At 64.7% G+C, this 26,745-nt stretch carries 28 protein-coding genes; 15 read left to right on the forward strand and 13 right to left on the reverse strand.

Annotated elements, in window-relative coordinates:
* Positions 1-84: 84 nt before the first annotated feature.
* From E7681_RS02745 to E7681_RS02775, 7 genes are all read left to right on the forward strand, one after another.
* On the forward strand, positions 85-798 hold the full coding sequence (locus tag E7681_RS02745) for a GntR family transcriptional regulator (RefSeq protein ID WP_168733142.1): 714 nt from the start codon (positions 85-87) through the stop codon (positions 796-798).
* A 4-nt stretch (positions 799-802) separates the two neighbouring features.
* Complete coding sequence (locus E7681_RS02750) at positions 803-1,339, forward strand: redoxin domain-containing protein (RefSeq protein WP_136337720.1); 537 nt, start codon at positions 803-805, stop codon at positions 1,337-1,339.
* A gap of 300 nt (positions 1,340-1,639) precedes the next feature.
* Positions 1,640-2,914, forward strand: a complete 1,275-nt coding sequence (locus tag E7681_RS02755; protein WP_136337721.1) for an ABC transporter substrate-binding protein — start codon at positions 1,640-1,642, stop codon at positions 2,912-2,914.
* A gap of 54 nt (positions 2,915-2,968) precedes the next feature.
* Complete coding sequence (locus E7681_RS02760) at positions 2,969-3,703, forward strand: ABC transporter ATP-binding protein (RefSeq protein ID WP_136337722.1); 735 nt, start codon at positions 2,969-2,971, stop codon at positions 3,701-3,703.
* Positions 3,687-4,403, forward strand: a complete 717-nt coding sequence (locus E7681_RS02765; RefSeq protein ID WP_136337723.1) for an ABC transporter ATP-binding protein — start codon at positions 3,687-3,689, stop codon at positions 4,401-4,403. Before E7681_RS02760 ends, E7681_RS02765 begins: the two co-directional genes overlap by 17 nt.
* The gene (locus E7681_RS02770; RefSeq protein WP_136337724.1) at positions 4,403-5,263 is read left to right on the forward strand and encodes a branched-chain amino acid ABC transporter permease; all 861 of its coding nucleotides are present in this window, start codon (positions 4,403-4,405) and stop codon (positions 5,261-5,263) included. Before E7681_RS02765 ends, E7681_RS02770 begins: the two co-directional genes overlap by 1 nt.
* A gap of 9 nt (positions 5,264-5,272) precedes the next feature.
* Positions 5,273-6,277, forward strand: a complete 1,005-nt coding sequence (locus E7681_RS02775; protein ID WP_136337725.1) for a branched-chain amino acid ABC transporter permease — start codon at positions 5,273-5,275, stop codon at positions 6,275-6,277.
* Between the two features lie 17 nt (positions 6,278-6,294).
* Here E7681_RS02775 and E7681_RS02780 read toward each other — a convergent pair whose 3' ends face one another.
* The 9 genes from E7681_RS02780 to E7681_RS19250 all read right to left on the reverse strand — a co-directional run bounded on the left by E7681_RS02780 (position 6,295) and on the right by E7681_RS19250 (position 16,460).
* Positions 6,295-9,381 carry an FG-GAP-like repeat-containing protein gene (locus tag E7681_RS02780; RefSeq protein ID WP_136337726.1) on the reverse strand — a complete coding sequence of 1,029 codons (3,087 nt, stop codon included), beginning with the start codon at positions 9,379-9,381 and terminating at the stop codon, positions 6,295-6,297.
* A 14-nt stretch (positions 9,382-9,395) separates the two neighbouring features.
* Positions 9,396-9,677: a hypothetical protein gene (locus tag E7681_RS02785; protein ID WP_136337727.1), complete on the reverse strand. Its 282-nt coding sequence runs from the start codon at positions 9,675-9,677 to the stop codon at positions 9,396-9,398.
* A gap of 2 nt (positions 9,678-9,679) precedes the next feature.
* Positions 9,680-10,339 (reverse strand): hypothetical protein, encoded by a 660-nt coding sequence (locus tag E7681_RS02790; protein ID WP_136337728.1) that lies wholly within the window; start codon positions 10,337-10,339, stop codon positions 9,680-9,682.
* Between the two features lie 21 nt (positions 10,340-10,360).
* Positions 10,361-10,999: a sulfotransferase family 2 domain-containing protein gene (locus tag E7681_RS02795; protein WP_136337729.1), complete on the reverse strand. Its 639-nt coding sequence runs from the start codon at positions 10,997-10,999 to the stop codon at positions 10,361-10,363.
* A gap of 81 nt (positions 11,000-11,080) precedes the next feature.
* Complete coding sequence (locus tag E7681_RS02800) at positions 11,081-12,208, reverse strand: hypothetical protein (RefSeq protein ID WP_136337730.1); 1,128 nt, start codon at positions 12,206-12,208, stop codon at positions 11,081-11,083.
* Between the two features lie 49 nt (positions 12,209-12,257).
* The gene (locus E7681_RS02805; protein WP_136337731.1) at positions 12,258-12,671 is read right to left on the reverse strand and encodes a hypothetical protein; all 414 of its coding nucleotides are present in this window, start codon (positions 12,669-12,671) and stop codon (positions 12,258-12,260) included.
* A 126-nt stretch (positions 12,672-12,797) separates the two neighbouring features.
* Positions 12,798-13,955, reverse strand: coding sequence for an SEL1-like repeat protein (locus E7681_RS02810; protein ID WP_136337732.1), 1,158 nt, complete (start codon positions 13,953-13,955; stop codon positions 12,798-12,800).
* Positions 13,952-15,505 (reverse strand): SEL1-like repeat protein, encoded by a 1,554-nt coding sequence (locus E7681_RS02815; RefSeq protein WP_168733144.1) that lies wholly within the window; start codon positions 15,503-15,505, stop codon positions 13,952-13,954. Before E7681_RS02815 ends, E7681_RS02810 begins: the two co-directional genes overlap by 4 nt.
* Positions 15,506-15,587: 82 nt before the next feature.
* Complete coding sequence (locus E7681_RS19250) at positions 15,588-16,460, reverse strand: prepilin peptidase (protein WP_168733145.1); 873 nt, start codon at positions 16,458-16,460, stop codon at positions 15,588-15,590.
* Positions 16,461-16,520: 60 nt separating this feature from the next.
* On the opposite strand from E7681_RS19250, the gene gspG reads away from it, so the two are divergent.
* Genes gspG through gspM form a run of 7 tightly spaced genes read left to right on the forward strand, consistent with a single transcriptional unit; the run spans position 16,521 to position 21,024 of the window.
* The gene (gene gspG / locus E7681_RS02825) at positions 16,521-16,979 is read left to right on the forward strand and encodes a type II secretion system major pseudopilin GspG (protein ID WP_136337735.1); all 459 of its coding nucleotides are present in this window, start codon (positions 16,521-16,523) and stop codon (positions 16,977-16,979) included.
* Positions 16,964-17,401, forward strand: coding sequence for a prepilin-type N-terminal cleavage/methylation domain-containing protein (locus tag E7681_RS02830; RefSeq protein ID WP_136337736.1), 438 nt, complete (start codon positions 16,964-16,966; stop codon positions 17,399-17,401). Before gspG ends, E7681_RS02830 begins: the two co-directional genes overlap by 16 nt.
* Positions 17,389-17,757 carry a prepilin-type N-terminal cleavage/methylation domain-containing protein gene (locus E7681_RS02835; RefSeq protein WP_136337737.1) on the forward strand — a complete coding sequence of 123 codons (369 nt, stop codon included), beginning with the start codon at positions 17,389-17,391 and terminating at the stop codon, positions 17,755-17,757. Before E7681_RS02830 ends, E7681_RS02835 begins: the two co-directional genes overlap by 13 nt.
* Complete coding sequence (locus E7681_RS02840) at positions 17,754-18,410, forward strand: type II secretion system protein GspJ (protein WP_136337926.1); 657 nt, start codon at positions 17,754-17,756, stop codon at positions 18,408-18,410. The genes E7681_RS02835 and E7681_RS02840 overlap by 4 nt, the downstream gene beginning before the upstream one ends.
* Complete coding sequence (gene gspK / locus E7681_RS02845) at positions 18,407-19,324, forward strand: type II secretion system minor pseudopilin GspK (RefSeq protein ID WP_136337738.1); 918 nt, start codon at positions 18,407-18,409, stop codon at positions 19,322-19,324. The genes E7681_RS02840 and gspK overlap by 4 nt, the downstream gene beginning before the upstream one ends.
* 60 nt (positions 19,325-19,384) lie before the next feature.
* On the forward strand, positions 19,385-20,536 hold the full coding sequence (gene gspL, locus E7681_RS02850) for a type II secretion system protein GspL (RefSeq protein WP_136337739.1): 1,152 nt from the start codon (positions 19,385-19,387) through the stop codon (positions 20,534-20,536).
* Positions 20,533-21,024 carry a type II secretion system protein GspM gene (gene gspM, locus E7681_RS02855; RefSeq protein ID WP_136337740.1) on the forward strand — a complete coding sequence of 164 codons (492 nt, stop codon included), beginning with the start codon at positions 20,533-20,535 and terminating at the stop codon, positions 21,022-21,024. Before gspL ends, gspM begins: the two co-directional genes overlap by 4 nt.
* Position 21,025: 1 nt before the next feature.
* On the opposite strand, the gene E7681_RS02860 is transcribed toward gspM, so the two are convergent.
* Complete coding sequence (locus tag E7681_RS02860; RefSeq protein WP_136337741.1) at positions 21,026-21,538, reverse strand: tetratricopeptide repeat protein; 513 nt, start codon at positions 21,536-21,538, stop codon at positions 21,026-21,028.
* Positions 21,539-21,627: 89 nt separating this feature from the next.
* Here E7681_RS02860 and E7681_RS02865 point away from each other — a divergent pair, with 89 nt between their 5' ends.
* Positions 21,628-22,098, forward strand: coding sequence for a type II secretion system protein N (locus E7681_RS02865; protein WP_136337742.1), 471 nt, complete (start codon positions 21,628-21,630; stop codon positions 22,096-22,098).
* Here E7681_RS02865 and E7681_RS02870 read toward each other — a convergent pair.
* The 3 genes from E7681_RS02870 to gspD are packed head-to-tail and all read right to left on the reverse strand — an operon-like array spanning position 22,095 to position 26,717.
* Positions 22,095-23,306, reverse strand: a complete 1,212-nt coding sequence (locus E7681_RS02870) for a type II secretion system F family protein (RefSeq protein ID WP_136337743.1) — start codon at positions 23,304-23,306, stop codon at positions 22,095-22,097. The genes E7681_RS02865 and E7681_RS02870 overlap by 4 nt on opposite strands.
* Complete coding sequence (locus tag E7681_RS02875) at positions 23,303-24,814, reverse strand: GspE/PulE family protein (protein WP_136337744.1); 1,512 nt, start codon at positions 24,812-24,814, stop codon at positions 23,303-23,305. Before E7681_RS02875 ends, E7681_RS02870 begins: the two co-directional genes overlap by 4 nt.
* Positions 24,750-26,717, reverse strand: a complete 1,968-nt coding sequence (gene gspD, locus E7681_RS02880) for a type II secretion system secretin GspD (RefSeq protein ID WP_136337745.1) — start codon at positions 26,715-26,717, stop codon at positions 24,750-24,752. Before gspD ends, E7681_RS02875 begins: the two co-directional genes overlap by 65 nt.
* Positions 26,718-26,745: the final 28 nt, after the last annotated feature.

Consider the following 26,745-nt stretch of genomic DNA (forward strand, 5'->3'; position numbering starts at 1 on the left):
AAAAAAACGAGATTTTAAGTTTTTGACGTTGTTTTTTGAATGGTGATAAGTTTATGTGAACATGGAGGAATGCAGGGGGAAGCCGTGAGTTTTCTGAAAGATATTAACGACCTGGACGGCGAATCGCAGAGCCGGACCACCATCGAGGCGGTCTATGAAGCCCTGCGCGGCGCGATCCTGTCGGGCGAAATCGAGCCGGAATCGCGGCTGCGGGTCGAGGTGCTGCGCAAGACATTCGGGGTGGGTGCCTCGACCGTGCGCGAGGCGCTGTCGCGGCTGCTGGTCGAGAATCTGGTGACCACCGAAGGCCAACGCGGGTTCCGCGCGGCGCTGGTATCAGTCGCGGATTTCAAGAACATCGTCGAGATGCGCGCCCTGCTGGAGGCGAAAGCCGTCCGCGAGTCGATCCAGAAAGGCGATGACGAGTGGGAGAGCGCCTTTGTCGCCGCCCATCACCGCCTGGCCAAGATCGAGACGGAAATGGAAGGCCGCGAGGAACAGGCCGTCGCCGAGTGGGAGCGCCGCAACCGCGCCTTTCACAACGCGATGATCGGGGCCTGCACAAATGCCTGGCTGCTGAACTTCCGCGAGATTCTGTACAGCCACTCGATCCGGTATCTGCATATCGCGATCACGGATCGCTCGATCCCGCGTGACGTGCGCAGCGAACATCAGGCGATCTTTGACGCGGTAATCGCGCGCAACGCCGACTTGGCCGAGAAGCTGACGATCGAACACATCTACCGCTCGGTCCCCGTGATCGAGGCGCGGCTGTCCGCGCTGGAAGCGAAGGGGTAACGCGATGGCGACCCGTCTGTTCCCCGGCCAACCCGTACCGGCGCTGCGCTTTGCGGTAATGGGCCACGGCGGCGCAGATCTGGGCCAGTATGACGTGGGGCAGGATGCGCCTCCGGGCGGGACGCATGTGGTGTTTCACCGCGGGCGGCACTGCAAATGGACGCGCCTGATGCTGAAGGAACTGGACGACCGCATCGGCGATTTCGCGATCCGGGGTATCCGGGTGGTGGCCGTCTCGGCCGAGGATCGGGACACCACCGCGCGTCTGAAGGACGAGATGCAGCTGATCCGCCTGCCGCTGGGCCACTCGGTCGATGCAACGGCAGTTGCGCAGGAATGGGGTCTGTTTTTGACCCGCAACAGCACCGAACCCGACGCGCCCGCGCTGCATTTCGAGCCCGCGCAAATCTGGGTGAAGGCGGACGGGACGCTGGGGGGTGCCTCGGTCCAGAGCTTGCCGAATTTCTGGCCCGACGTGACGCAGACGCTGCGCGGGATCGAGAACACGCTGAAGAAATTCCCCGAGAGGGGCGCTGGCTAGCGCCCGCCGGACCGCACTGAGGGAGGATAGATGAGACACACAGACACGCGCACCTGACCCGTAAGGGCACGCCCGTTTCACCACACAATCCACGCGCCGCAGCCCCGAAATCGGATTTCGGGGGTCAGAGGAGCTTTGCGTCGCGCCAAAGAGGGAGGAGCCTTGATCCACACCGAGGGGCCTGATCCGCAGGGTTAGAGCCTGATTTCCATTCCTACAGCCCATGCGCCCCCGAAGCCGCCTTCGGGGAACAGAGGAGTTTTGCCGCGCGGGCTGCATCCAAACCTGAGGAGGACCACCATGACGAAACACACTCTGTCCCGCCGCGGATTCATGAAGGCGACCGGCGCCACCGGCCTGCTGGCCGCCAGCGGCATCGCCAGCCCGGCGATCGCCAAGACGAAGAAACTGAAGATCGGCTTCGTGACGCCGCAAACCGGCCCGCTGGCGATTTTCGCGGAACCCGACCAGTTCACCCTGAACCAGTTCGCCAAGAAGATCGGCGACGGGCTGATGATCAACGGCTCCAAGCACGAGATCGAGTTCATCGTGAAAGACAGCCAGTCGAACTCGAACCGGGCCTCGTCGGTCGCGCAAGAGCTGATCCTGGGCGAGGAAGTGGACGTGATCTGCGCCACCTCGACCCCCGACACCACCAACCCGGTGGCAGATCAGGCCGAACTGAACGGCGTGCCCTGCCTGACGAACGACACCCCGTGGCAGCCGCACTTCTTTGGCCGTCAGGGCGATCCGGCGAAGGGGTTCCAGTATACGTACCACTTCTTCTGGGGGCTGGAGGACATCATCGGGTCCTTCGTCAACATGTGGGACAAGGTGGACACCAACAAGGTGGTCGGCGCGCTGTGGCCCAACGACCCCGATGGCAACGGCTGGGCGCACCCCGAGCTGGGCTTTCCGCCGGTGATGACGCAGCGTGGCTACAAGCTGGTCGATCCGGGCCGGTATCAGAACATGTCGGATGATTTCAGCGCGCAGATTTCGGCGTTCAAACAGGCGGGTGTGGAAATCGTCACCGGTGTGGTCATTCCGCCCGATTTCACCACGTTCTGGACCCAAGCCGCGCAGCAAGGGTTCCACCCCAAGGTCGTGAACGCCGCCAAGGCGACCGAGTTCCCGCAGGCCGTGGGTGCCCTGGGCGACCGCGCCGACGGGCTGAGCGTCGAGGTCTGGTGGTCGCCGCATCACCCGTTCAGCTCGGGGTTCACCGGGCAGACCTCGGCCGAGCTGGCCGCCGATTACGAGGCGCAGACGGGCAACCCGTGGACCATGCCGCTGGGCTTCAAGCATTCGCTGTTCGAGGTGATCTTCGACAGCCTGCAACGGTCTGAAGATCCGACCGATCCCGACAGCATCGCGGCGGCGATCAAGGCGACCAACTACAACTCGGTCGTGGGCAACATCAACTTTGCGGGTGGTCCGGTGCCGAACATCGCCAAGACCCCGCTGGTGGGCGGCCAATGGCGGCTGGAGAACGGCAAGCCGGTGCTGGACATCGTGGAAAACGGTGCCCATCCCGACATCCCGCTGACCGGCGAGATGAAGGCAATCGGCTAAGGCCGCGTGGCCGGGGGTGGCGTCCCGCCCCCGGCCAAACCAAAGGAGGAGCCGATGGCAACGATCCTGTCGCTGTCCAATGTGAATAAGAATTTCGGCGCGCTGACGGTCTCGGACGATGTGACGTTCGACATGCCCGAGGGCCAGGCGCTGGGGATCATCGGGCCGAACGGCGCCGGTAAATCGACCCTGTTCAACCTGATTGGCGGCACTTTGGCTGTCAGCTCGGGCACCGTGCAATTCGCCAAGCAGGACGTGACGCGCGTGCCCGCGGCGGAACGTTGCCGGATGGGGATCGCGCGGTCGTTCCAGATCCCGCACCCATTCGTGGGGATGAGCGTTTACGAAAACCTGCTGGTGGCGTCGAGCTTCGGCAATTCGGGGCATCACGATGCCAAGGCCGAATGCCGGGACATTCTGGACCGCACCGGGCTGTTGCCCAAGGCCAACCGTCCGGCGGGCAGCCTGACATTGCTGGAGCGGAAACGGCTGGAGCTGGCGCGGGCGCTGGCCTCGGGGCCGAAGCTGCTGTTGCTGGATGAAATCGCGGGCGGGCTGACCGAGGCGGAGTGTCACGAGCTGGTCGAGACGATCAAGGGCATCCGGGACTCGGGCGTTTCGATCATCTGGATCGAACATATCGTCCACGCCCTGACCGCCGTGGTCGAGCGGCTGATCGTGATCGACTTCGGCAAGATCGTCGCCGAGGGCGAGCCGTCAAAGGTGATGGCCGACCCGCTGGTGCAGGAAATTTACATGGGGATTTCGGTCGATGACACGGCTGCTTGAGACACAGGGGCTGACGGCGTTCTACGGGGATTTCCAGGCGCTGTTCGGCATTGATGTGAGCGTGGACGAGGGCGAATGCGTGGCCCTTATCGGCTCGAACGGGGCGGGGAAATCGACGTTTCTGCGGGCGATCACCGGGATGATCCCGGCGCGCGGGCAGGACGTGATGTTCGCCGGTCAGCACATCGCGGGATGGGCCGCGGATCGCATCCACAAGGCCGGGATGGCGATGGTGCCCGAGGGGCGGCGGCTGTTCCCTTCGCTATCGGTCGAGGAAAACCTGCTGATCGGCGCGGCGGGCAAACGGCCGGGTCCGTGGTCGCTGGACGCGGTTTACGAGCTGTTCCCCGATCTGGTGGCGAAACGCCACAATCCGGGCACGGCGCTGTCGGGCGGGCAGCAGCAGATGGTGGCCATTGGGCGGGCGCTCATGTCGAACCCTCAGCTGCTGTTGTGTGACGAAATCAGCCTCGGGCTGGCCCCGAAAGTCATCAAGGACATCTACACCGCCGTGCCGAAAATCCGCGCAGGCGGCACCGCCATTCTGGTGGTGGAACAGGACGTGGGCCAGGCGCTGGCCGTGGCCGACCGGGTCTATTGCTTCATGGAGGGGCGCGTGACCCTGACCGGCACCCCCGCCACCCTGACCCGCGCCCAAATCGCGGCGGCCTATTTCGGCACCACAGAGGAGGCCCACTGATGGTCTGGATCAATGCAATCGTGCAGGGCGTCCTGCTGGGCGGGCTCTATGCCCTGTTCGCGGCGGGGCTGAGCCTGATGTTCGGCGTCATGCGGTTTATCAACATCGCGCATGGCGATTTCATCGTGACCGCAGCCTACCTGATGGTGGCCTTGGTCACCGGGCTGGCGGTGCATCCGGCGGTGGCCGTGGTGCTGGTGCTGATCGCGCTGACGACGGCGGGCTATGTCAACCAGCGCATCCTGTTGAACCGGGTGCTGGGCAAGGACATCCTGCCGCCCATTCTGGTGACGTTCGGCATGTCGATCATCATCCAGAACGCGTTGTTGGAGATCTTCTCGGCCGACAGTCAGCGCCTGCCTGCGGGCTGGCTGGAAACGGGCAGCATCGTGCTGTCGGACGCCGTGGCGATTGGCTGGCTGCCGCTGCTGATGTTCGCCGCCGCCGTTGCGGTGATCGGCGGGCTGCAACTGGTGTTCTACAAGACGCCACTGGGGCGGATGCTGCGGGCGACCTCGGACGACCCGGAAATCGTGCCGCTGATGGGGGGCAACAACGCGCATATCTTTGCGATTGCGACGGCGCTGGCCAGTCTGGTCGTGGGCGTGGCCGGGATTTTCCTGGCGATGAAGACGAACTTTGACCCCTCGGCCGGCCCTGCCCGGCTGCTGTTCGCGTTCGAGGCGGTCATTATCGGCGGTCTGGGCAGTCTGTGGGGCACGCTGGTGGGCGGCATCGTTCTGGGTGTCGCGCAGACGCTGGGTGCGCAGATCGACGCAGGCGTGCAAATCCTGGCCGGGCACCTGGTGTTCCTGGCGCTGCTGGTCGTGCGTCCGCGCGGCCTGTTTCCCAAGATGTGAGGGGCCAAGATGACTTCGATGGATATGACTCAGGGTCGGGGCATTTCGGTCTCGGTGGTGCTGCGGCTGGTGCTGCTGGCAGTGGTGGCCGGGCTGGCCGTGGCGCCGGTCTGGGCCGGGCGTTCGGACCTGCGCCTGCTGATGGAGGTGTTCAGCTTTCTGGCGCTGGCGCAGATGTGGAACCTGCTGGCGGGCTATACCGGGCTGATCAGCGTAGGGCAGCAGGCATTCGTTGGGCTGGGCGGCTACCTGTTCTTTGCGCTGGCGATGTTCGCGGGGTTGCCCCTGCTGATCGCCATCCCGGCGGCGGCGATTGCCACGGCGGTGATCGCGGTGCCCACAGGCTGGATCGCGTTCCGCCTGCAAGGCCCGTATTTCGCCATCGGCACCTGGGTGATCGCCGAGGTGTTCCGGCTGAGCGCGGCGCAGATCGGGGCACTTGGCGGTGGCTCGGGCATTTCACTGCCGGTGGCGCTGGCGAAATCGCTGGCCGACAGCCGCGGCGGGCGCGAGATGGTGATGTATTACATCGCGTTTACCATCGGGATCGCCTCGGTTCTGATGGTGTGGGGGCTGCTGCGATCGAAATGGGGGCTGGCGCTGACGGCGATCCGCGACAGCGAACCGGCGGCCGAGGCGATGGGCGTCGCCACCCGGCGCGTCAAGTTCATGATCTACGTGCTGGCGGCGTTCTGGACCTCGCTGACCGGGGGCTTCGTGTTCCTGCAAAAACTGCGGATCACGCCCGACGCGGCCTTTAGCCTGAACGAATGGACGGCCTTCGTGATCTTCATCGTGGTGATCGGCGGAATCGGGTCCATCGAGGGGCCGGTGATCGGGGTTGTGATCTTCTTTGCGCTGCGCGAGGTCGCCTCGGACTGGGGGACCTGGTACCTGATCATGATGGGCGGCATCGCCATCGCGGTGATGCTGGTGGACAAACGCGGCGTCTGGGGGGCGATCCGGGCGCGGACGAACCTGTCGATCTTTCCGGTGACCAAGGTTCTGGACTAAGGCGTTCGGCGCGGCCCCTAGGGGTCGCGCCGGATGTGATAAAGCGCACCGGCCGGGATCGGCCCTTGCACCACGGTTTCGGCCCCGTCGGCCCAGACGACACGCAGACCCGCGGCCTGCGTCTGCGCGCCCAGCCCGAAATAGGCGACGGGCGCGTCAAACGACATGAAGCCCCCGCCCAGCTGGATTTCGCGCAACTGCGTCTTGCCTGCGTCGTCGGTCAGATAGATGCGGGCGCCGATGCCGTCGCGGTTGCCCACCATGTCCTGCAACGCCACGCCCAGCGAATGCCCCTGCGCGTTGTTGCGGAAGGCGACCAACGGTCCGTTTACGGTGTGGGTCAGGATGTCCAGATCGCCGTCCATATCCATGTCGAACTGGATCGCGGCGGCGGTCATCAGGTAATCCTCCAGCCCGAAGGGGCCGGACGCTTCCTTGAAGGTGCCGGTGCCGTCGTTGAGGAAAAAGAGGTTCGAGGGCGACACCTCGTTCGGGACCCAGGTGCCGTTGACCACGTAGACGTCCAGATCGCCGTCATTGTCGAAATCGGCCAGCTTGGTGTCCCAGGACCAGCCGCCGATTTCCAACCCGCGGGGGCCGGCCTTGTCCTGATAGGCCTTACCATCCCATTGCAGCAGCACGTTCGAGCGCTGCACCTGCTGGATGCTGTCGTCAGCCTCTTGCGCGGTGATGGGGCGGGCGGGGCGGAAATGGATGTCGCAATAGGCGCGGGGAATGGGCTGATCCGCCGGGATCAACGCGCAGATCGAGCGGTCGCGACGCTGGATCGCCAGATCCTTGACCAGCATTGCCTTGCATTCGGCGCGGTAACGGCCCGTCAGCTCGGCGCATTTGCTGGCATAGGTCGGGTCGAAGTTGTTGCCCGACTTGTACCAGCTTTTGATCTGCATGTTCCGTTCGCAGGCCGCGCGGTCGTCGGGGTTGCGCACCGTGTCGCAGTATTTTTCCAACGGCTGCATCTTCAGCGTCTTGGACACCCCCGAGGAGCGGCCCGCGATCTGCGCCATGTAGATTTCGTTCACCCCGTCGCCGATCAGATCGCCGACCTTGATCGCCATCGTGGTGTTGGTGGTGTGCGGGATCAGGCCGTCGGCATGGGTGATCATGCGCAGGCCGCCCTTGCCGTCGCCAAGGTAGAAATAGTCGGGGATCTCGAAGTCGTTGCCTTCGAGCAGGTCCATCGTGCCGTTGCTGTCGATGTCCGAAAACAGGATGGTCAGCGTCTCGCCGGGGATGCCAGGCAGGGCGGAAAACGCGCTGCCATCAAGGGTGCCGTTCTGGTTCCAGAGGACGCGGTTGCGCGACTCCTCGCCGGGGATGCGGCGGTACCAGCCGGCGGCCCAGTTGCCCAAGGCGACGTCCAGATCGCCATCCCGATCCGCGTCGGCAAAGCTGAGCGCCAGTGTCAGCGGGGTTTCGGGGTTGTTGGCGACGGGCTGCGGGGCCTCGGGGCCAAAGGAGCCGTCGACGTTGCGCCACAGCAGGTTGCCGCGTCCGTAGGTCGTCAGGAACAGGTCGGGCCAGCCGTCATTGTCGATATCGGCCAGTGCGGCGTTGAACACGAGCAGCCCGGCCAGCGGCGTGAGATCAACGTTCATCCGGGTGAAATTGCCCGCGCCATCGTTGCGGAACAGGTAAAGCGCCTGCTCGGTCGAGGCGATGGCGATATCCAGATCGCCGTCGCGGTCGATGTCGGCGGCGGACAGGCTGCGCCCCTCCCAAAACGGGGGCCACATGTCGCGGAAGGAGAACTCCAGCGGTTTGTCGACGCCGATGTCGCGCGCCTCGAGCCGGGTGAAGCCGGTGTCGGCGGCGGGCGACGGGGCGGAGAAATACTGCGGGTCGATGGTGATGCGCGCGGCGTCCGGGCTGGTGACGGTCCACGTCGCATCAGCGGTAGCGGCCTGTGCGGCACCCCACATGATGACCTGCGGCGCCTGCGCTTGTTGCAGCATCTGCAAGGCACGGTCCGACTGGTACTGGTGCCACGCCTGAACGCCGTACCCCGCCAGAGCGCCGAACAGCGCGATCGCCCCGCCCAGCAGGATGCCCGCGCGCAAGCCCAGCGATTGCGACACGATAAGGAAGGAGTAGACCGAGAAACTGCCCAGCGTGAACAGCAGCGCCATGACATAGCCCTGGTCCAGCCCGGTCGCCAGCAAGGCCCCGGCCATCACCACGTCAAACCCGATGGGACAGGGCAGGAACACCCCGACCAGCACCAGAACGATCAGCACGAACACCGAGAACGGCAGGTCCATGATCATCTCGGCCGGCAGGATGACGGCGACGACGGTGCCCAGAAAACCGGCCATCAGCATCAGCGGCACGGTCATCTTGACGATGTACCAGAAGTTGGCGGCGTAGGTACGGACGACCCCGATCACCGCCTGAACGATGGATTCCGAGGGGGCGGCCTGCGTCAGCTCGGCCTGGGTCCAGGGGGTTTGGGGGCTCAGATCCGGCGCGGGGATTTGGGTCTGGGGCAGAAAGCGGCAGATCAGGGGAACGACGCCCAGAATGATCGCAAGGCTGAGGACAATCTTGGTCACGGCCATGTAGAACGGCATCAGGCTGAACAGCATGGTCAGCACCACCACGTTCAGCGTGGGTGAGGCGATCATCGCGCTGAGCGTCGTCTCGGCCCGGAAACCGCCGGTATACATGCCCCGCGCAATGGGGGCGGCGCAGTTGACGCAAACGCCCAGCGGCGTGCCGATCACCAGACCGAGGAACGAGTTCGCCAGCCCATTGCGAAAGCTTTTGGCCCGCAGATAGGACAGCGCCGTCAGGAAAGCCGCGGCGAAGAGCACGCCAAAGGTCATGCCCTTTTTGTTGGTGTTCACCCAGTTGAGCGTGGACCAGAAGATGCGGTCCAGCGTGCTCATGTCCGGGGTGATCGGGAATTTCGCCTCAAAGCTCAGCGCGTCCTCAAGCTGGATCGCGCCGGACATCATCGCCTTTTCGTTCAGCGCCGGATAGCGCGAGCCGGTCCAGAACAGGTAGGCCAGCACGCCGACGATCAGCAGGGCCAGCAGAAACCGTTTTTCGTAGGGCCGTTGGATGATGCCTGCGATGGACATGGGATTACCGTCTGTTAAAGGGCGGACTGCATTTCACGGACGTAGGAGTAGACTTCGTACTCCAGCTTCCATTTTTCCCTGAATTGGTCTTGCAGATCAATTGGTATCGATCCCGAGCGCGGGGTCGCATTGCGGTGCTGAAGGCCGTCAACCAGCGCGGTGTCCTTGCCCAGTTTGGTGGCGAAACGGGTCAGGGTGCGGGGCAGATCCTCGAACAGGCCGATGTCGATGAAGAATTCCTCGATGATATCCTTGTAGTTGTCGAAGGTCACCGGTCTGGGGAAATGTTCCAGCATGTTCAGGTGTCCTGCCCCCAGTCGATTTGCAACAACTCAGCCGTCGGGCGGAAAACATCCATGATGCGTTCCCGCTGGTCGGGTGTAACCTGCTCGGGCGTGATCAGGCGGTTCTGCGAGTATTCGGACTTCGCCCGCGCGTTTAGCTGGAAATCCGGGATGCCGAAGGTGGCCATCAGCGCGGGCAAGTCGGTTTGCAACCTGTCATAGCGCAGCACATGGGTGACAAGGCTTTGGCGCTCGCCGTTGACGACTTCGCTGTAGCGTTCCAGATCGTTCGGAAATCGCCCCTCTTCGACGTATTCCTCCCAGCTGCGGGTCACACCATCGGGCCAGTCGTGGATCGGTGAATTCCGCAGCATGTGGAAATGGCTGATGCATTTCGCGACCGGCTCGCGCTCAACGCAGATGCGGGCCATGCTGTTGAACTGCTCAGCGCCCAGCCGCTCGCGGATCAGCGTGGCGGGCATGTGGTTGAAGTAAAGCGCCTCTCCGGCCTCGTTCTGGAAATTCCGGGCGACATGACCGGGTTCGGGTGGAATGATGGGAGTGACGATGGCCCCTTCTTCCAGACGCTGACTGAGATCGGTCTCCACACTGGTCCCGGCCGTCTTGGTGGTTTTCACGAAAATGAGCCGGTATTTGAAAGAGATAAGTGCCAAGATCGTTCCCCCTTGCGACGGTCAGGCATAGCCAAACAACGCGGCATCTTCGTGGTATTGTTCCAAGACCAGATGTCTGAGCGCCGGATCGCGGGCCAATTTTTGTTTCAATGCGCCAGACGCGGCGGATTTGTTCACATGCGGCATAGACGGCAAGGCATTGGCATCCAGCCCGACTGCGCCCAGAAACCTTTTGAGATCATGCTCCAGCATCTCGAACCGGATCACGTGATCGGGCTGGCGGATGGTGCCATCCACACGCAGCCAATCCGCAGCAGAGCGCAGCTCGCCAGAGGCCAGAAACAAGGCGAAACGCTCTTCGCTCCAAACCGGATCGGAAAGGCGGTAGCTGCCGTCGTCATTCCGCGTCATCCAGCGATGCGGGGAAAAATAGGCAGACAGGGCGCGATCGAACGGCTCGCGGACAGAAATCGCGATGCGGCTGATCTGCGCTATTCCGGGCTGACGCTGTTCATACTCGGCCAGAGTAGCATGTTTCGAGGGGGTCACCGGTCCACGCAACCCGAAGCGATCCACCCCATCCTGATGCGCGTTGATGATCATCTCATCCTCCGAGAACGGCAGCAGGATCTTCTGAATGGAATTGCCGCCGGTCTTGCTGACATGCAAGAACAAAAACCTGTGCGAGGGAGAATACATGGTAACGCGCGTGCTATTCTAAATAAAAAGGATTTGGCACCTCGTCAGCGCCAAATCCCGCGATGCTTCTGCCTCAGCCGCTTATTGCAGCGAGGTCGCCTTGTCGAGGCGGGCCTCCAGCTTGGCGATCTGAGCCTGTTGGTCCAGCGTGTACAGGGTCAGCTCTTCGATCTTTTCCAGCAGCGCCATCTGCATCTGGGTCATGTCCAGGGTGCCCGAGTTGATATCCTTCGCCGAAGGGATTTTCGGCAGGTGGCTGTTGGCTTCGATGAAGGCCGCAACTTCGGACAACGGCATCAGGTTGTAGCTGTCCGAGAACACATAGTCCGGAACGTTCAGCGTGGTGCCATTGGCGATGAAGCTGGTGGCCGTGACTGACCCCGCAGTGGTCAGGTCGCCGGATTGAGTCAGCTCCATTTCGATCGCACCCGTCCCGACAAAGGAGAAGCGCGCCGAGTTGTTCACCTGAATGCGGAACGCCGCTGCCGCGTCGCCGGTGTGGTCCAGCGTGATGTTCGATGGGGCTGCGTTTTCGATCAGGATGTTGCCACCATTCACATGCAGTTTCGAATCCGGCGATGCGGTGCCCAGACCGATATCACCGTTTGTGTTCACATACAGCGAGTTGGTGGGTGCCGAAGGACGAATCTTGAACGGCAGCAACGACCCGTTGGTTGCGTCGCGGATGAAGAAGTTGGTCTCGTTCCCAGCCACGTCCCAGGTCTGCGCGGTGAAGCCCGAGCTGCCATTCTGTTCCAGACGTACGGTCGGGGTGTTTCCATCCACGATGTGCAGCTCCACAACGGGGCTTGAAGTACCTAGACCGATTTCGCCTTGCGCATCAACGCGCAGCGAATCGTTCGGCGCGGTACCATCAACGCGGAACGGCCTTGTGCCGGAGGTCGAATCTTCGATCGCTAGGTAGTTGTCGCCACCATTGGCCGAGTCGTTCGCGATGATCCGCCAATCGAAATTGGGGAAGCTGGCCGATGCAGACGTATCGTCGAAATGGAAACGCAGGTTGTTTTCCTTCAGTCGCATCGTGTCGAAGCCAAAGCTTTCAGACGCCGTACAGTCGGTCCCGACGCAAAGGCTGTTGTTAATGGTGCCGTCCGCGGTGGACAGAACATTGGTCGCCATCGCCGTGGTGCCAATCAGACCGGCAACCATGGTCAGCGCGGTGGATGCGAAAAGCTTGCTGTGTTTCATGACTTTATCTTTCCGGGTTGAGTGCGGAGCCAGGCCAGACCCCCGCTAATTATTCTTTGATGTCCTCTGGGGTGATGATGACATTGCGTGAAACGACGAACATGCCGTTCATCGAAAACGGCTTGTTCATGGTATTGCGGGCGGCGTCGCCGCGGCCGTTGTCCATCGGATTGCGGATCTCGATCATCTCGTCCGATGCGGCGACCAGTTCATAGCGGTAAACGCCGTCAACGACGGCATCGCCGCCCAGACGGAACACCGGGGTGCCCGATGCGGCGGACACCTCGATCAGGTCGCCCTGAGGGGTCAAAACCTTCATGGTCGCATTGCTAAGGCCGACCCAGTTTTCAAACCAGACCGCATTGGAATTGTGTTGCTGCACAGGTTCGGGCGACGCAGCAAATGCAGGCATCGCCAAGGCAGCCAGCCCGGCAACCACACAAGTGCGGAAATAGTTACGCATGATTTCACCCCCCCCCCGTACTGGAACATGTCTGCTGAACAGACCAACAAGTATCGAAAGGTTAGCCGAAAACTTCTTAAAACTCAAAACTATTTGAAAACGTTTGAAATTCTATATTTGGAATATTTACTTTTGGCCCCTTTTCACCGCGGCCATGGCCTGTGCCTCGCTGATCTGGTCGCTGGTCATGCGGCGCGAAAGGTCGGCGTTCAGGCTGCGGGCGGGATCGAATCCGCTGGAACTGGCCAGCACCAGCCACATCTGCGCAAGCACGTAATCCTGCGGAACACCCCGCCCAGAGGCGTACAGCCAGCCCATATTCGCCATCGCCGGGGCATAGCCCGAATTCGCCGACGCCATCATCATGGAAACGGCCTGACGGGTCTGATCAGGGGTGGTTTGGGGCTGGGACAGGATCAGCCAGGCCAATTGAAACTGCGCAACCGGATCGCCACCCGCAGCCGAGCGCATCAGCGCGCGGGTGGACTCGTCCGTGACTTGCAGCGGCAACAGCCGGTCGTCATAGGCCGGAAAATCCGAGGTGGCGGCGTCTTCGTTGCCACGGCCACCCAGGCGGTACAGCTCGGCCGAGCGGGCTTCGTCCAGGGGGACGCCGAAGCCGTTTTCGTACATCACCCCAAGGTTGGTCATGGCGACCTTCAGCCCCTGTTCGGCAGCGGCGGCGAATAGGGCTGCGGCCTTGCCGTAGTCCTGTTCAACCCCTTCGCCGCGAACGTACAGCAGACCCAGATTGTTCTGGGCGCGGGCGTTGCCTTGGGCTGCGGGGCCTTCGTACAGGGTGCGCGCGCGGTCCAGATCCTTGGTCACGCCAATACCGTTCTGGTACAGCACGCCCAGGCTGGCCATCGCGTCCAGATGCCCCTGATCGGCGGCTTTGGTGTAGAACTCGGCGGCCAGTGCCGGGTCAGCGCGCCCGTCGCCTCGGGTTTCCAGGGCGGTGGCGTATTCATACTGAAAAGCGGCCTGCCCGGTCTGGGCGGCGGCGGCGAACAGGGTCAATGCGCGGGGGATGTCCTGCGGGCCGCCCAGCCCGTCGAACAGGTAGCGCGCGAGGGCGTTCTTAGCAGCGGGCAGACCCATCTGAGCCGACTTCTCGAACCATTCGCGCGCCTTGGCGTAGTTTTGCAGCACACCATCGCCCGCTTCGAGTCGGGCCGCCATTTCATAGGCGGTCTGCGCGCTGATCGCCGCGTCGGATTGCGCCAAAGCAGGCGCGGACAGGCTGACGCAACCGATCAGGGCGATGACGGCCAGCCTGCTCATTTCGAGGTCTCGCCGCGGGCGGTGGCAAAGAAGGCGCGGGCCACGGCCTGAGCCTCGGCCACCTGTTCGGGGGTCATCAGGTCGGTGATCGCGTCGCGCATCTTTCCGGCCTCGGAATGGCCACCGGCGGCGGCGATGTTCAGCCAGGAATGGGCCTGAACCACGTCCTGATCCAGCCCTGCGCCGGTGCTGTAGGCCATGCCAAGGCGGAACTGCGCCTCGGTATCGCCTTCCTCGGCGGCGGGTCGGAAGTAGGCGATCGCATCGGCGGGCTGGTCATGTTCGGCCAGCCAGATGCCATAGGCAGTGCGGGCCGGGCGCAGACCCTGATCCGCCTGCGCGTGGACCCAATCCAGCGCGGCCTGATCGCCCTGAGCGGCTGCCGCGATGGCCCACGGAACTGCCAGATGCGGGGGCGCCAGACCGTCCAGCAGACCAGCGCCAGCCATCTGGCCAAGGCGCAGCGCAGCGGCGGGGTCGCCCTGTTCCAGCGCCATCCGGTAAAGCGTGACGGCATTCTGTCGGTCAACGGGAACGCCCATGCCTTCGTCCAGCATGCGAGCCATTGCGGTGGTCGCTTCGGCCATCCCGGCATCAGAGGCCAGCTTGTAGAAATTCCACGACCGTTGCGGATCGGCGGGGATACCGAATGCGCCCGAGAAGGCGCGGCCAAGGTGATACTCGGCCACGGTGTCGCGGCGTTCGGCGCCTTTTTGAAGCCAGCGCAGCGCCTCGGTCGGGTTGGGCTGCACGCCATCCCCTTCGAGGTATTTGCGGCCCAGAACGCGATAGGCCACCGGGTAACCGTTCTCGGCGGCGCGGGTGAACCAGTTAAGCGCCTCGTTCCGGTTCTGCTGGGTCCCCTGGCCGTTATCCAAGGCAAGCGCCAGGTAGAACTGGGCCTCGGCATGGCCGCCCGAGGCTGCCTCGGTCAGCCAGTGCAGAGCCTGTTCGACGTTTTCAGCCACGCCGTCGCCACGCGAGTAGGCGCGGCTGAGTTCGTACTTGGCTTCGAGGTAGTCATTCTCGGCGGCGGCAAGGAACCAGTTGAACGCGCTTTTGAAGTCGCGCTGCACGCCGCTGCCCGTGCGATAGAGCAGACCCAGGTAATACTGCGCCTCGGCGTTGCCACGGGCGGCGGCAGAGGCCAGCAACTCGGCCGCTTTGGCCGGATCGCGGGCGGGGCTGGGGGTGTAGCCGGTCAGGTAGACCCGCGCCAGCAGGGTGGTCGCCTCAAGATGGTTTTGCGCGACGGATTTTTCCAGGAAACTGACGGCAAGCGGCACATCGACGGGCCCGCCGCGCCCTTCGAGCAGGACACGGCCATAGCGGTACTGCGCCAAGGCGGTGCCGTCACGCTCGGCCAGGGTTTTCAGGCCCTCGCGGACAAAAACATAGTCGCCCCGCGCCCAAGCCCGTTCGATCTGCGCCATTTCCGAGGGGGCGTCGTCGGTCTGCTCGGCCGGGGGCGTGGCGGTTTGCTGGGCAAACACGGCAGGCGCGGACAGGGCAAACGCCGCAACAAGCAGGGTCAGTCGGGGAAAAGTCATGTCGGGGTCTATCATTGGGAACAGGTAAAGGCGTTGGCGGCAGACTAGGCGGACGGCCCCGCGATGGCAACGGTTTAGCCGTTCAGGGCCACCACGCCATCACCCTGAGAAACCACAGCACGGCGGCGGCACCGCACAGGGATGCGCCAAAAGGCAGCGCACGTTTGCCAAGGGGCGGCGCGTCGGATCGGGCGCGGCCGGTCAGGTGAAAGATCAGACCACCCGCCAGCCCGGACAGCGCGGCCAGCAAAACCAGCAGCGGCAGGTCCAAAGGCCCGGCAAAGGCGCCCAGCCCGGCCATCAGCTTGACGTCGCCAAGGCCCAACCCCTCGACCCCGCGCAGGCGGTGATAGGCGAAGCGCAGGGCCCAGAACGACCCAACACCGATCAGGGCGCCGATCAGCGCCGCCTCGGGACCGATGCCACCGGGCAGCAGCGACAACAGCATCGCGACGGCCAGCAGAATGCCGTTCAGCAGATCGGGCAGGCGAAAGCGCGTCAGATCGGTCACGGCCAGCGTCAACAGCAGCCACAGGAACACCGCATCCAGCCAGGCCAGCACCGGATCGGAGTTGGCCAGCACCGACAGGATCGCGATGCCGGTCGCGGCGATCTCGGTATACAGCAGCCACGGCGGGATCGAGGCACCGCAGAACCGGCATTTGCCGCGGCGCATGACATAGGACCAGATCGGGATCAGATCGCGGAACGGCAGGTCGAAATGGCACGAACGGCAATGGGACCGGGCCAGGACCACGCTCTCTCCTCTGGGCAGGCGGTCGGCCAGAACGGCAAGGAACGACCCGACGAACGGGCCAAGCAGCACCAACAGCAGAGAAAACGGATCAACGATCATGTGAAAACGGCTTTGCAACGATTGCGTGTAGTTTTGCCGGTTGGGCCGTGTTTGTCCATTGCCGTGAAGTTGCGCGCTGGCATAAGCAAGGCTGGACATGACCTTGGGCAGGCTAATACCCTGTCGTGGTTGACGAAGAACCAGAGGACTCAGCCACCCATGACGCGCGATCAGCATCGGCCCGCACAGCAAAATCGCGACGAGCGGGGCTTTTCCTTGCTGGAGTTGATGGTGGTGGTGGTCATCCTGTCGGTGCTGGCGCTGGTGATCGTGCCGCGCGTCATCGACCGCCCCGATCAGGCCCGCGCCGCGCGGGCGCAGGCCGATATTGCCGCCATCGTCAGCGCGGTGAACCTGTACCGGCTGGATAACTTCCGCTACCCCACGACCGAACAGGGGCTGGCCGCGTTGGTGGAAAAACCCGGCTCGGACCCGGTGCCGGCGAACTGGGCAGCGAACGGCTATATGGATCGGCTGCCGGTGGACCCGTGGGGTCAGACGTATCAGTACCTCGCGCCCGGCGTGCACGGGGATTTCGACGTCTTCACCTATGGCGCGGACGGCGTGGCCGGGGGCAGCGGCGCGAATTCGGATATCGGATCATGGAGCATCCGCTGACCGGCACAACGCGGGGGTTTTCCCTGATCGAGCTGCTGGTGAGCGTCGCCATTCTGGCTGTGCTGGCGGTCGGCGCCACGCTGGCGCTGGGACGCCCACGGCCGGAACAGGCGGATGCGGCGCTGTTCCGGCAGACGTTTCTGGACCTGCGCGATCTGGCGATCACCGGGCAGGATATTCGCGGGATGCGCATCGGGCCGCAGGGCATGCGGCTGGCGCGGTTCAGCAAAGAGGGCTGGCAAGTCTCGGACAGCGAAATCCGGTGGAGCGGGCGTGTGACCCTGTCCGGCACCGGCTACGACGATGGTGCAGCCCCGCAAATCGTGTTGCTGCCCTCGGGGCAGAGCACGGGGTTCGCGGTGACTTTGGGCAAAATTCAGTGCCGCACCGATGGTTGGGGACCGCTGCAATGCGACGGGTAAAGCGACCCCAGGCCGGGCTGACTCTGCTTGAGCTGGTGATCGCGATCATCATTCTGGCGATCGGCAGTCTGGCGGCGATCCGGGCCAGCGATCAGGCGCGGCTGGCGATCGGCGGGGAAATGCCCCGGCTTTTGGCCTCGATCGCTGCGCATAACCGGGTGGAGGAGGTGCGCCTGCTGGGCGCGGCCTCGGGCAGCTTACCCGGGCAGGTCCAGATCGCGGGGCAGGATATCTCGCTGACGGTGACCCGCAAGGCCACCAGCGGGGGTCTGCAGAAGGTGACCGTGACGGCGCAAATCCCGGGCGGTCCGGGGGCGGTGCTGGGCACCTATATCGCCAACGAGGTGCCGCTATGACCCGACGCACCCGAGGGCTGACCCTGATCGAGCTGGTCGCCGCGATGGCGATCTTTGCGCTGGTCGCGGTCATGGGCGCGCAGGCTCTGTCCGGGATGATCCGGATGCGGGACGAGCTGGTTTCGCGCAGCACGCGCGCCGCTGATCTGGAGCGCGCGGTCAGCCTGTTGCGGGCCGATCTGGCGGCGGTGGTGCCGATGCAATTCTATCCGCCGGGGGTCGCGGCGCCGCAACTGGCGGTGCAGCAGACGGGCAACGGGTTCGCGATCTCGGTCGTCGGGCAACCCGGGCTGGACCTGACGGAAGCAAGGCCGATGCAACGGGTGGAATACCGCCTGTCGCGCGACGGACGGCTGACGCGGCAGGTCTGGCCCACGCTGTATCCGGCGCGGGCCGGGATGCAGTCGCCGGAACAGCTCGTGCTGGACGAGGTGTCAGCGGTGAAATTGCGCAGCTTCTGGCCTCTGGTTGGATGGCAGGACGGGGTGAGGCCGCCCTCCAGCGTCGTGGCTGTTCAGCCTGAGGCTACGGCGGACAGCGACCGGGCCACCGGCGCGCCCGAGGTCTATTCCAGCCTGTTACCCGACGCCGTCGAGGTCGCGCTGGAGGTCGAAACCCTGGGCCGCATCCCCATTCTGGAGACGCTGAGATGAGGCAGCGCGGGTTCGTTCTGGTCAATGCGCTGGTTCTGGTGGCCGTTCTGGCCGCGATTGCGGTGCTGCTGCTGTCCCGCTCGGATGCGGGGCGGACGCGATTGGCGGCTTCGTTGGGTGCCTCGCAGCTGGAGCTGAACCTGAGCGCCGCCGAGGCGCTGGCCGTGACCCTGCTGAACCGCGAAGGCGACGGGCGGCCGGATCACCTTGGGCGCGGCTGGGCGCGGGGGCTGGAGGATGCTGATCTTGATCCGGGCCGCGTTTCGCTGGTGATCGAGGACCTGCAGGGGCGGTTCAACGTCAACTGGCTGAGCAGCGGCCAGAACGTCGCCGCCTCGGAGGCGTTCGCGCGGTTGCTGGCGGGGCTGGGCGTTTCGCAAAACGATCAAGCCCGCATCCGCAGCTTCGTGCAGCCGGGCGGGCCGTCGGACAAATCGGCATTCCTGGCGCTGGACCCGCCTCAGGATCCGGTGGGCGGCGCTGTGATGATGATTGACCAGATCATGGACCTGCCGCTGAGCGACCGGACCCGCGCGCGCCTTGGGCAGCTGCTGACGGCCCTGCCCGGCGAAAGCGTGCTGAACCCGAACACTGCCGCAAAGCCGGTGCTGGCAGCATTCCTGCCTGAACTGACCGCCGCCCAGATCGACGCGTTGATCGCGCAGCGGCGGAAAGAGCCGTTTCGCTCGGTCGGCGATTTTCTGGCCTTTGTGGGCCTGGCGACGCCTGACGACGGCACCCCCGCGCCGCCCCAACAGCTGGGCGCGGATATGCTGGGCGTGACCTCGGACTGGTTCGCGCTGACGGTGAACGCGCAGCTAGAGGAGAGGACAGCCACCCGGCGCGCGCTGTTGAATCGGCAGGGAAATCCGGCGCAGACGCGGGTTGTCTGGCGGATCACCACCCGGCCCTGAACCATTGCACATTTCCCCCGCACCCGGCATCCTGCGCGCAGATCACCCAAAGGAACAGACGTGACATCACCCGCCGAAACCGCTGCCGTGTTCGTCCGGCTGGATCAATCCGCGCCCGGACCGGGGCAGATTGCGCTGGTCTCGGGCGGGGATGTGCCGCTGTTCCGGCTGGATTTGCCCAAGGGGCTGCGGGGTCAGGCGCGCGAACAGGTGGCGCGCCGGCAGTTGAGCGACCGGTTTGGCCTGACGCCCGAGCAGGTCCAGATGCGGCCCTTTGCGCCCGGCGGACTGGGCGAGGGGTGGAACCGCGTGCTGGTGGCGCCCCCGTCCCTGCTGGCGGATTGGCGGGGTCTGGAGTGTCGGGCCGTGTTGCCGGACTACCTGTCGCTGCCCTGTGCCGAGGGGGTTTGGACGGTTGCCCCGCAGGGCGAGATGATGCTGGCCAGACTGGGGCCCGACGACGGGTTCTCGGCGACGCTGGCGCTGACACTGCCGATGCTGGAGCGTGCGCTGACCGAGCAGGGCCGTCCGGGTGCGCTATACCTGCCCGAGCCGATCCCGGCGTTGGAGGACTGGGCCAACAGCCAGAGCATCCCCGTTGCGCATAATGAGTCCGAGCTGACCGCGCAGGCACTGCCGATGCCTCAGATCCTGGCCCATGACGAGTTGTCCAGCGACCTGCGGCAAGACCCGATGGCCGCGCGCACCAGGCTGACGGCCAATGTGCTGCCGTGGCGCTGGCCGTTGCTGGCGGGTGCCTTGGCGGCCGCGCTGTTCGCCGCGTCGCAGATCGTTGCGATCCAGCGGCTGGGGGCCGAGACAGACAGCATCGCCGCGCAGACCCACGCGCTGGTGCAGCAGCATTTCGTGCCGTCCGGGCCGGTGCTGGACGTACGGGTGCAGGTCGCGCGGGCGCTGTCGCAATTGCGCGCGGCAACCAGCGGGCAGTCAAAACAGGTGGACCCGGTGCAAATGGGATGGCAGGTGGCCGAGGTTGTCGCCTCGCTAAGCGCCGTGCCGGACAGCCTGATCTGGCGTGACGGCGACGGCATCCAGCTGGTGCTGCGCCTGCCCGATTTCGCCGCGACGGACCGGCTGACCACTGCGTTTTCGTCCGCCGGCCTGAAAGCCGAGCTGGTGGAATCGCGCGCCTCGACCGATGCGCAGGGTGTGCGCGCCGAATTCCGTATCCAACCCGGAGGGAGCCAATGAGCGCCCGGCTGATCGACCTTCTGCTGCCCCTCAGCGCGCGAGAGCGGCTGTTGCTGGGCCTTGCCGTGCTGGTGATCCTGCCGCTGGCCGTGGTGTTCGGCGTTCTGCTGCCGTTGATGCAGGCCCGTCAGGAGGCCGTCGCCGCACAATCCGACGCCGTGGCGCTGAATGTCTGGGTTCAGGACCGCATCGCCGAAAAGACGGTGCTGGAGCGGTTGCCGGTGCAGACCATCGGCGCGCCCGTCGGCTCGACCGCGATCGAACAGGGGCTGATCGACGCCCGTTTGCGGCAGGATGTCAGCGCGCTGGGGGCCCAAAGCGGCGGCGTGATCGAGCTGCGCTTTGACCGGGTGGATTTCGTGCGGCTGGCCAATTGGCTGTCGGTGCAGCATCCCGGCTGGGGCTACACGATCGACAGCTACCGGTTCGAAGCGATCGACGAACCCGGTAAGGTCGCCGCAAGCATCCTGTTGTCGCCGCGCAGCTAGGTCAGAGCCGTTTCAGCTGCGCATCAATCGCGGCCTTGCGGGCGGACATCGCGTTCAGGGGGTCCAGCTCGGGGTAGGATTTCACGACCTCTGCCATCGCGCTGCGGGCGGATTTCAGAAGCGGTTTGGCGGCATCGGTTTCACCCTTTTCAAGATAGAGCAGCGCCAGTTCATGCTGCGCCGTTGCGAAAACGGTCAGCGCAGCACCGCGCGCGTCCCCCTTTTGGGTTTGCGCAACCTCTCCGGCAAGGCGGGCGGCCGAGGCGTAGTTGCCAAGGCGCAGCTCGGAGTGAGCGTATTCCAATTGCAGACGCGGACGCAGCGGGCCGGCCTGATCCAGCAGCTTGCCGTAGGCGCGGCTGGCTTTTTGGTAGTCGCCTTTCTCGAGCGCGTCGCGGGCGTTGGAATAACGGGCCTGAAAGCTGTTCGCCCCGGCAAAGTCCTCTCCGCAGCTGACCAGAAGGGTGAGCGAGATCACCGCCACGGCGGTTCTGGAAAAGAGGGTTGCCTGCATCGTGCGCTCGTATCATTTTGTTTATTCAAGGGTAACACAGGCAGCCGAACGCGTCCACGACGCAACCGGAATGCCAAAATGGGGATGCGATGCGCCTGCTTTCTGCGACAGTGACGGTGGCGATGCTGGTCGGCGCGGCCTTGTCCGGGTTTGCCCTGTGGACGGAACTGTCCGCCCAACCCGTGACCAACACCCCAGCCCCCAAAGCCGTCGGAGCAGAGGCGCAACCGCCCCGGCAAGCCACGTCGCGGCTGTGGCCCGCGCTGTTCGGCGAACCACAGCCCCCTGCCCCGCAACCGCCCGCACCCCAGCCCGTTGAACCGGCGCGGAATGCCCCGCCGAAACCGCCGCTGTCCAGCCTTGGCTACAGCCTGAGCGGCGTGGTCACCACGGACACCGGCACCTGGGCGCTGCTGAGCCATCCGGCGGGCGGCAAGTTGGTCAAGGTCGGGGACGCGTTGGAACGGGGCGTCGAGGTCGTGCGGATCGACGCCGAGGGGCTGTGGCTGTCGCGCGATGGCGATGCGCCCGAGTTGCTGGCCTTCGCCGAGGCGAATTAACCGGCGACCACCGTTTGCAGGTCAAAGATCGGCAGCAAGACCGCCAGCACGATCACCAGAACCATCCCACCGACCAGCATCATCAACAGCGGCTCCAGCAGGGTCGCGATGCGTTTGCGTTCGGTGGACAGGCGGTGCTCGACCAGTGTCGCCGCACGCTCGGTCATCTGGGCCAGCCGGACCGAGGTTTCCCCGGCCAGGATCAGCTGCCGCGCGACGGGGGGCAGAAAGCTGAGCCGTTCCAGCGCGCGAGAGAGGGAATCGCCGTGGCGGACGGCTGTGGCAACGGCGGCCCCTTCGTCCCGAAACTGGCGGATGGTCAGCACCTCGACCGCGTTGTCCACGGCGCTGAGGACAGCGTGGCGGCTGCCCAGGACCAGCGCAAGGGTGCGCATGTATTGCACAGACGCGGCCAGCTTGGTCAGGCGGCCAAAGACCGGCAGGCGCAGGATCATCCGGTCGCGCGCATCGCGCAGCGCCGGGACGCGGGGGGTGATCAGGGCAAGCAGGATCAGCGCGGCGATGCCCGACAAGATGACGATCCAGTTTGCGCGGATCCAGTCAGAGGTGCCCATGACCACCTGCGTCAGTTGCGGCAGGGGGCGGTCGGCCATCTGGAACAGGGACACGATCTGGGGGGCGACGTTGACCATCAGGATGCCGCAGACCAGCAAAGATACGGCGGCGACGAAGCCCGGATAGATCAGCGCGGTCGAGATTTGCGCCTTGTCGGTGCCCAGCTGTTCCTGATGGTCGGCCAGTTCAGACACGACCATCGCCGTTTCGCCAGCGGCCTCACCCGCACGGATGGCGGCCAGGTAGTAGGGTGGAAATCCAGCCGCAGTTTGTTCCAAAGCTTCGGAAAGCGAGGCCCCCTCCATCACTGCGGCGCGGGCTTGGGCGGCGACGGCGTCCAAGGCTGGGTGGCCACCGGTCCGAACGGCCTCTAGCGCGGCTTCGACGGGCAGGTCGGCAGCCAGCATCACGGCCATCTGACGCGTGAACACGGCCTGCAAGTCGGCGCTGAGGCGCACACGTTTCAGGAAACGCACGCCCTTGGTCGCGCGTTCGCGGGCCGGGGAAATCTCGGATACGAACAGGTCTTGGCGCGTCAATTGCGCGGCAGCGTCGGTTTCGGTTTCGGCGACCACCGTGCCGGTACGGCGGCGCCCGTCTTGGGTGAAGGCGATGTAGGCGAATGCCCTCATGCCACGTCACCGACGACGCGCAGGGTCTCTGTCAGGCTGGTGGCACCGGTCGCGGCCAGCGCCAGCCCTTGCCCGATCAGCGTTTCGCCCGCACCAAGGGCCACGGCGCGCATCTCGGTCTCGGTGGCACCGGCGTCGATGGCGGCGCGCAGGGCGTCGCCGACCTCGACCATCTCGAAGATACCGACGCGGCCTGCGTGGCCGGTCGCGTTGCAGCGTTCGCAGCCCATCGGTTCATACAGTTGCTCGGGGACGGGCAGACGGTGGCGGCGGAAGCGGTCCGCCTCGGTCTCGGTCGGGGCGTGGGGGCGCTTGCAATGCGGGCAAAGCTTGCGCAGCAGCCGTTGGGCGATGACGCCGCGCAGGGTGGCGGCGATCAGGAAGTTGTCCAGCCCCAGATCGCGCAACCGCACCACCGCCCCGATCGAGCTGTTGGCGTGCAGCGACGAGAACACAAGGTGCCCGGTCAACGCGGCCTGCGTGGCGGTCGAGGCGGTTTCGGGGTCGCGAACCTCGCCCACTAGAATGACGTCAGGATCCTGGCGCAGGGTCGCGCGCAGGCCGGCGGCAAAGGTCATGCCGATGTCGGAATGCACCTGCGATTGCGAGACGCCGGGCAGGTCGTATTCGATCGGGTCTTCGATGGTGACGATGTTGCGTTCGTGCCGGTTCGCCAGTTGCAACAGCGAATAAAGCGTCGTCGTCTTGCCTGCGCCGGTCGGGCCGGTGGCCAGAATGATGCCATTGGGCAGGGCAGAGAGGCGTTCCAGCACCTCTTGCTGTGCGGGGGACAGGCCCAGCGCGGTCAGGGGCATCAAGCCGCTGGAGCGATCCAAAATCCGTAGCACGATCCGTTCGCCGTAATGACCGGGCAGCGAGGACACGCGGGTGTCGATCACCCGGCCGCCCAGCGCCAGCGGGATGCGCCCGTCCTGTGGCAGGCGGGTTTCGGCGATATCCAGCCCCGCCATCACCTTTAACCGTGAAACGACACGTTTCACCGGGACGTCTGGCCGATCCATCACCTCTTGCAGGAAGCCATCCACGCGCATCCGGACGCGCAGGCCGTTTTCGTGCGGTTCGAAATGCAGGTCCGAGGCGCCGTTCAGCACCGCGCGGCGCAGCAGGCGGTTCACCAGCTGGATCACGGGTGCCTCGCCGGGGTCTTCCAGAAGGTCGCGCTGACGGTGGCCTTGTGCGGCTTCCTCCAGCTCGAACAACACGCCTGAGGTGACAGGCGCGCCGTCGTCATCGTCACCGCGATAGGCATTCGACAGCGCGTTGGCAAAGGCGGCCTCGTCCACGCGGACAACCTCGATCCCGGTGACGGCACCGATGCGACGCTGGATTTCGCGCATGCCCAGCTGTGTCGCCGCCGGGCCCAACAGAACGCGGCCCGGTTCCAGCAACACCTGCTGATCCCGCGCGAAGACGAAGGGCAGCTTAGCGTCCGTCGAACTCGACCCGGCTGGGAAGCGGCGGAAATTTTCGGCTTTGTGCGACGTCATCGACGAATCCGGCATCGAAAGGTTGGTTCAGATTGGCGCCGTCAAAGGGCAACCCTCCACCAGATGTACGCGGAAAACTGCCATCATCCAACGGCTGTATCGCCTGAGCGGCCTGTTTCGCCTCGCGGCTGAGTTGCTGGGTCAGCTTGCGCGCCTCTTCCTCGGTGTTGACGACCTGCGGGCGCATCAGCACCAGCAGCACGCGCTGGTTCTTGGTCGCGTTCTTGCCGCGGAACAGCCCGCCCAGCAGCGGCAGCTTTGACAGACCGGGCACCCGTTGCGAGACCGAGCCCGCGCCGTTTTCCAGCAAGCCACCCAGCAGGATGACGTTGCCATCTTTGACCAGAACCGTCGTGCTGAGCGCGCGTTTCGCGGTGATTTCGCCACCGGCCGAGGACTCGGTGTTGGTCAGCGAGGAGACCTCTTGCTTGATGTCCAATTTGACGGTGCGGTCGGCGTTGATCTGCGGCGTGACTTTTAGCGTCAGGCCCACGTCCTGACGTTCGATCGTCTGGAACGGGTTGTCGACAGCACTGCCGCTAACCGTCGAATAGGAGCCCGTCACGAAAGGGACGTTCTGGGCCACGACGATCTCGGCCTCTTTGTTGTTCAGCGTCATGATTGACGGTGTCGACAGCAACCGGGTGGAGTTGGTCGCCGCAATGGCCGACAGCAGCCCGGCGATACCGCGATCCGTGTTGTCCGGCACCCCCGCGATCACCCCGCCAGAACCGACATCGATGGTCTGGCCGTTGATGACCGCCGACACGAGGTTGGTCAGGCTGGGACGCCCTTGCAGGGAAAACTGCGCGCCGCCGATGACGGCGTTATTCAGGATACCGGCGAATTGCACCGACAGGTCCGAGAACCCGTCCACCGACATCTCGAATATCACCGCCTCGACCAGCACCTGACGCGGGCGGCGGTCCAGATAGCGGACCATCTGGATGATGTCGTCCATCCGGTCCTGCGGCGCGGTGATCAGCAGCGTGTTAGTCTGCGGTTCCGGAACGATGCGCACGGGGGCCTCGTTCGGCTGGGCCTCGCCCTCGATCACGCGCAGGATGATATCGGACAAAGAGGCAGCGTCGGCGTAGTTCAGACCAATGGCCTGACTGACGACGTTGTTCTGCTGGGTGTCCAGCCGGGCGGCCAGAACGCGGATTTTCTCGTACACCGCATCCGGGCCCGAAATGATCAGCGCGTTCGAGCGGCGGTCCACGGTCAGCGCGGCCCCTTGGGGCAGGATTTCCATCGCCTGGATGACCTGAGCCACTTCGGCGGCATTGGCGTTGCGCAGACGGATCATCTGGATCGGATCGTCCTGCGGCTGGTCCAGCCGTTTGATCAGCGCCTCGATCCGGCGGTAATTCTGACCCCGATCCGACAACAACAGCATCGAGGTGCCGGGAACAGCGGTCAACACCGCCTCGGCGGGCAACAGGGGGCGGACGACGTCGATCACCTCTTGCGGGGGGATGTGGTCCACCTGGATGACGCGGGTTTCATAGGTGCCCGCACTGCCTGCGACGTCCGGCCCCGAGGCCAGCTCTCGTGCGCTGCTCATCTGGACGATGCGGTCGGCACCGGCGCCTTCGATCAGGGTCAGCCGGTTCAGCTCCAGCACGGCCAGGAACACCTCGTACAGCTCGGCCGGGGTCATCTGTCCGGGGGCAAGAACGGTCACGGTGCCGCGAATGTTCGGGTCCAGCACGAAGTTGCGGCCCGTCGCCTCGGAGACGATCTCGACAAAGCTTTTCAGGTCAGCATCCCGCAGGTTCACCGTCACCTGCGCCTCGGCGCGCGCTGGCGTCAGCATGGACACGCAAACCGGGCCGATCCCATAGGATAGGATCAGACCGACAGCGACCGCGAAGGGCCGGATTGCGGCACGTAAAGTCATGACCTGCTCTCTTGCTCTGGCTGTCAGC

It is taken from the genome of Thalassobius vesicularis (assembly GCF_004799325.1).
GTDB lineage: Bacteria > Pseudomonadota > Alphaproteobacteria > Rhodobacterales > Rhodobacteraceae > Thalassobius > Thalassobius vesicularis.

Bases quoted from the DNA above. Each gene is read 5' to 3' on its own strand.
- E7681_RS02810 (WP_136337732.1), bottom strand. From the start codon at position 13,955: ATGAGCAGGCTGGCCGTCATCGCCCTGATCGGTTGCGTCAGCCTGTCC.
- E7681_RS02775 (WP_136337725.1), top strand. From the start codon at position 5,273: ATGACTTCGATGGATATGACTCAGGGTCGGGGCATTTCGGTCTCGGTG.
- E7681_RS02805 (WP_136337731.1), bottom strand. From the start codon at position 12,671: ATGCGTAACTATTTCCGCACTTGTGTGGTTGCCGGGCTGGCTGCCTTG.
- E7681_RS02770 (WP_136337724.1), top strand. From the start codon at position 4,403: ATGGTCTGGATCAATGCAATCGTGCAGGGCGTCCTGCTGGGCGGGCTC.
- E7681_RS02815 (WP_168733144.1), bottom strand. From the start codon at position 15,505: ATGACTTTTCCCCGACTGACCCTGCTTGTTGCGGCGTTTGCCCTGTCC.
- E7681_RS02865 (WP_136337742.1), top strand. From the start codon at position 21,628: ATGCGCCTGCTTTCTGCGACAGTGACGGTGGCGATGCTGGTCGGCGCG.
- E7681_RS02875 (WP_136337744.1), bottom strand. From the start codon at position 24,814: ATGACGTCGCACAAAGCCGAAAATTTCCGCCGCTTCCCAGCCGGGTCG.
- E7681_RS02760 (WP_136337722.1), top strand. From the start codon at position 2,969: ATGGCAACGATCCTGTCGCTGTCCAATGTGAATAAGAATTTCGGCGCG.
- E7681_RS02840 (WP_136337926.1), top strand. From the start codon at position 17,754: ATGACCCGACGCACCCGAGGGCTGACCCTGATCGAGCTGGTCGCCGCG.
- E7681_RS02765 (WP_136337723.1), top strand. From the start codon at position 3,687: ATGACACGGCTGCTTGAGACACAGGGGCTGACGGCGTTCTACGGGGAT.
- E7681_RS02755 (WP_136337721.1), top strand. From the start codon at position 1,640: ATGACGAAACACACTCTGTCCCGCCGCGGATTCATGAAGGCGACCGGC.
- E7681_RS02870 (WP_136337743.1), bottom strand. From the start codon at position 23,306: ATGAGGGCATTCGCCTACATCGCCTTCACCCAAGACGGGCGCCGCCGT.
- E7681_RS19250 (WP_168733145.1), bottom strand. From the start codon at position 16,460: ATGTCCAGCCTTGCTTATGCCAGCGCGCAACTTCACGGCAATGGACAA.
- E7681_RS02780 (WP_136337726.1), bottom strand. From the start codon at position 9,381: ATGTCCATCGCAGGCATCATCCAACGGCCCTACGAAAAACGGTTTCTG.
- E7681_RS02860 (WP_136337741.1), bottom strand. From the start codon at position 21,538: ATGCAGGCAACCCTCTTTTCCAGAACCGCCGTGGCGGTGATCTCGCTC.
- gspM (WP_136337740.1), top strand. From the start codon at position 20,533: ATGAGCGCCCGGCTGATCGACCTTCTGCTGCCCCTCAGCGCGCGAGAG.
- gspG (WP_136337735.1), top strand. From the start codon at position 16,521: ATGACGCGCGATCAGCATCGGCCCGCACAGCAAAATCGCGACGAGCGG.
- E7681_RS02835 (WP_136337737.1), top strand. From the start codon at position 17,389: ATGCGACGGGTAAAGCGACCCCAGGCCGGGCTGACTCTGCTTGAGCTG.
- gspD (WP_136337745.1), bottom strand. From the start codon at position 26,717: ATGACTTTACGTGCCGCAATCCGGCCCTTCGCGGTCGCTGTCGGTCTG.
- E7681_RS02750 (WP_136337720.1), top strand. From the start codon at position 803: ATGGCGACCCGTCTGTTCCCCGGCCAACCCGTACCGGCGCTGCGCTTT.
- gspK (WP_136337738.1), top strand. From the start codon at position 18,407: ATGAGGCAGCGCGGGTTCGTTCTGGTCAATGCGCTGGTTCTGGTGGCC.
- E7681_RS02830 (WP_136337736.1), top strand. From the start codon at position 16,964: ATGGAGCATCCGCTGACCGGCACAACGCGGGGGTTTTCCCTGATCGAG.
- E7681_RS02785 (WP_136337727.1), bottom strand. From the start codon at position 9,677: ATGCTGGAACATTTCCCCAGACCGGTGACCTTCGACAACTACAAGGAT.
- E7681_RS02800 (WP_136337730.1), bottom strand. From the start codon at position 12,208: ATGAAACACAGCAAGCTTTTCGCATCCACCGCGCTGACCATGGTTGCC.
- E7681_RS02795 (WP_136337729.1), bottom strand. From the start codon at position 10,999: ATGTATTCTCCCTCGCACAGGTTTTTGTTCTTGCATGTCAGCAAGACC.